Origin of the sequence: Streptomyces sp. ActVer (assembly GCF_027270795.1) — a bacterium.
GTDB classification, from domain to species: Bacteria; Actinomycetota; Actinomycetes; order Streptomycetales; family Streptomycetaceae; genus Streptomyces; species Streptomyces umbrinus_A.
Genome location: NZ_JAPWHT010000933.1, coordinates 1 through 1072, shown reverse-complemented (window position 1 = coordinate 1072; position 1072 = coordinate 1). Strand labels below are relative to the sequence as shown.

The 1072-nt window shown below is 66.0% G+C and carries 1 pseudogene; it reads right to left on the bottom strand.

Annotated elements, in window-relative coordinates:
• A pseudogene (locus O3Q52_RS53435) lies at positions 1-973 on the bottom strand (hypothetical protein); the annotation flags it as partial.
• Positions 974-1072: the final 99 nt, after the last annotated feature.

The window sequence follows — 1072 nt, the reverse complement described above, 5'->3', positions numbered from 1 at the left end:
TCTTCAACGTCACCGACTTCGCGCCCGGGGTCCTCTTCACCGCCGCGTTGAACGCGTTGAGCCCGGCCTCGGCGTCCTCCTTCTCCATCTTCAGGAGAGTCTTCTTCTCATCCGGAATGTTCATGATCTCGCCAGCGAGCTGCTTCGCCTCCGCCCGCGACAGACCCATCGCCATCGCCGAGTCCATGAACGCCTTCCGGCCCCGCTCATAGATCCCGTTGACCGACTCCCACGACTCGCCAGACTCCCGCGCGGCCAGCGCCGCATCCTTCGTCTTCGACGCCAGATCACTCAGCGCGGTCGCCGCCGCCTGCGCCTTCGGGGAGTTCACATCGAGCTTCCCGTTGACCATGTCCAGCGAGCCCGCGTTCTCCTTCGCTGCCGCCGCGGCAGCGTCGATGCTCGCCTCAAAGCCGATCATCCCGCCGAGCGCACCGCGGTTCGCGTCGTTGAGCGCCTCGATCGACTGCCGCAACCCGTCCGCCGACTGCTTCTGCGCGGACAGCTTCTCCCCGACCGCCAGAGCCTGATCACCGAACAAGCCCATCGCCTGCGCAGCCAGCTTCTGCTCGAACGCCTGGTCCGCCAGGGCCGCCTTGTAGTCGTCGAGCTTGCTCTTGATGTCCTTCGTCGAGAAGCCCTGCTTCTTCATCTGCGTGGTGATGTTGTCCAGCGCAGCCGCGGCAAGATCGGCCTGCCCGTTCTTCACCAGGTTCGCGAGGCTCTTGTCGAGGGCGTCGATGTTCTCCTTGGCGTCCTTCACTGGCGTGCTGTCGGTGCCGAAGAAGCCAACGATGGACTGCTGGACCTGGTCCAGACCCTTCGGGTCCTTGATCTTCTGAAGGCTGTCCGCGAGCCCCGACAGGTCCTTCCCGAAGACCCGGGCAGCCTCCCCGCCCACCACCCCGCCGGCCGCGAACGAGCGCATCGCCGTCGTCAGCTTGTCGATGTCCGGAGGGGTCTTCTTACCCATGTCCGACAGCTGGGACAGCGCCACCACCAGGATGCCGATCCCGGATCCGATCAGCGCGACCTTCGCGGCCCTCGACAGCGCACCGAACGCCGCCGCCAC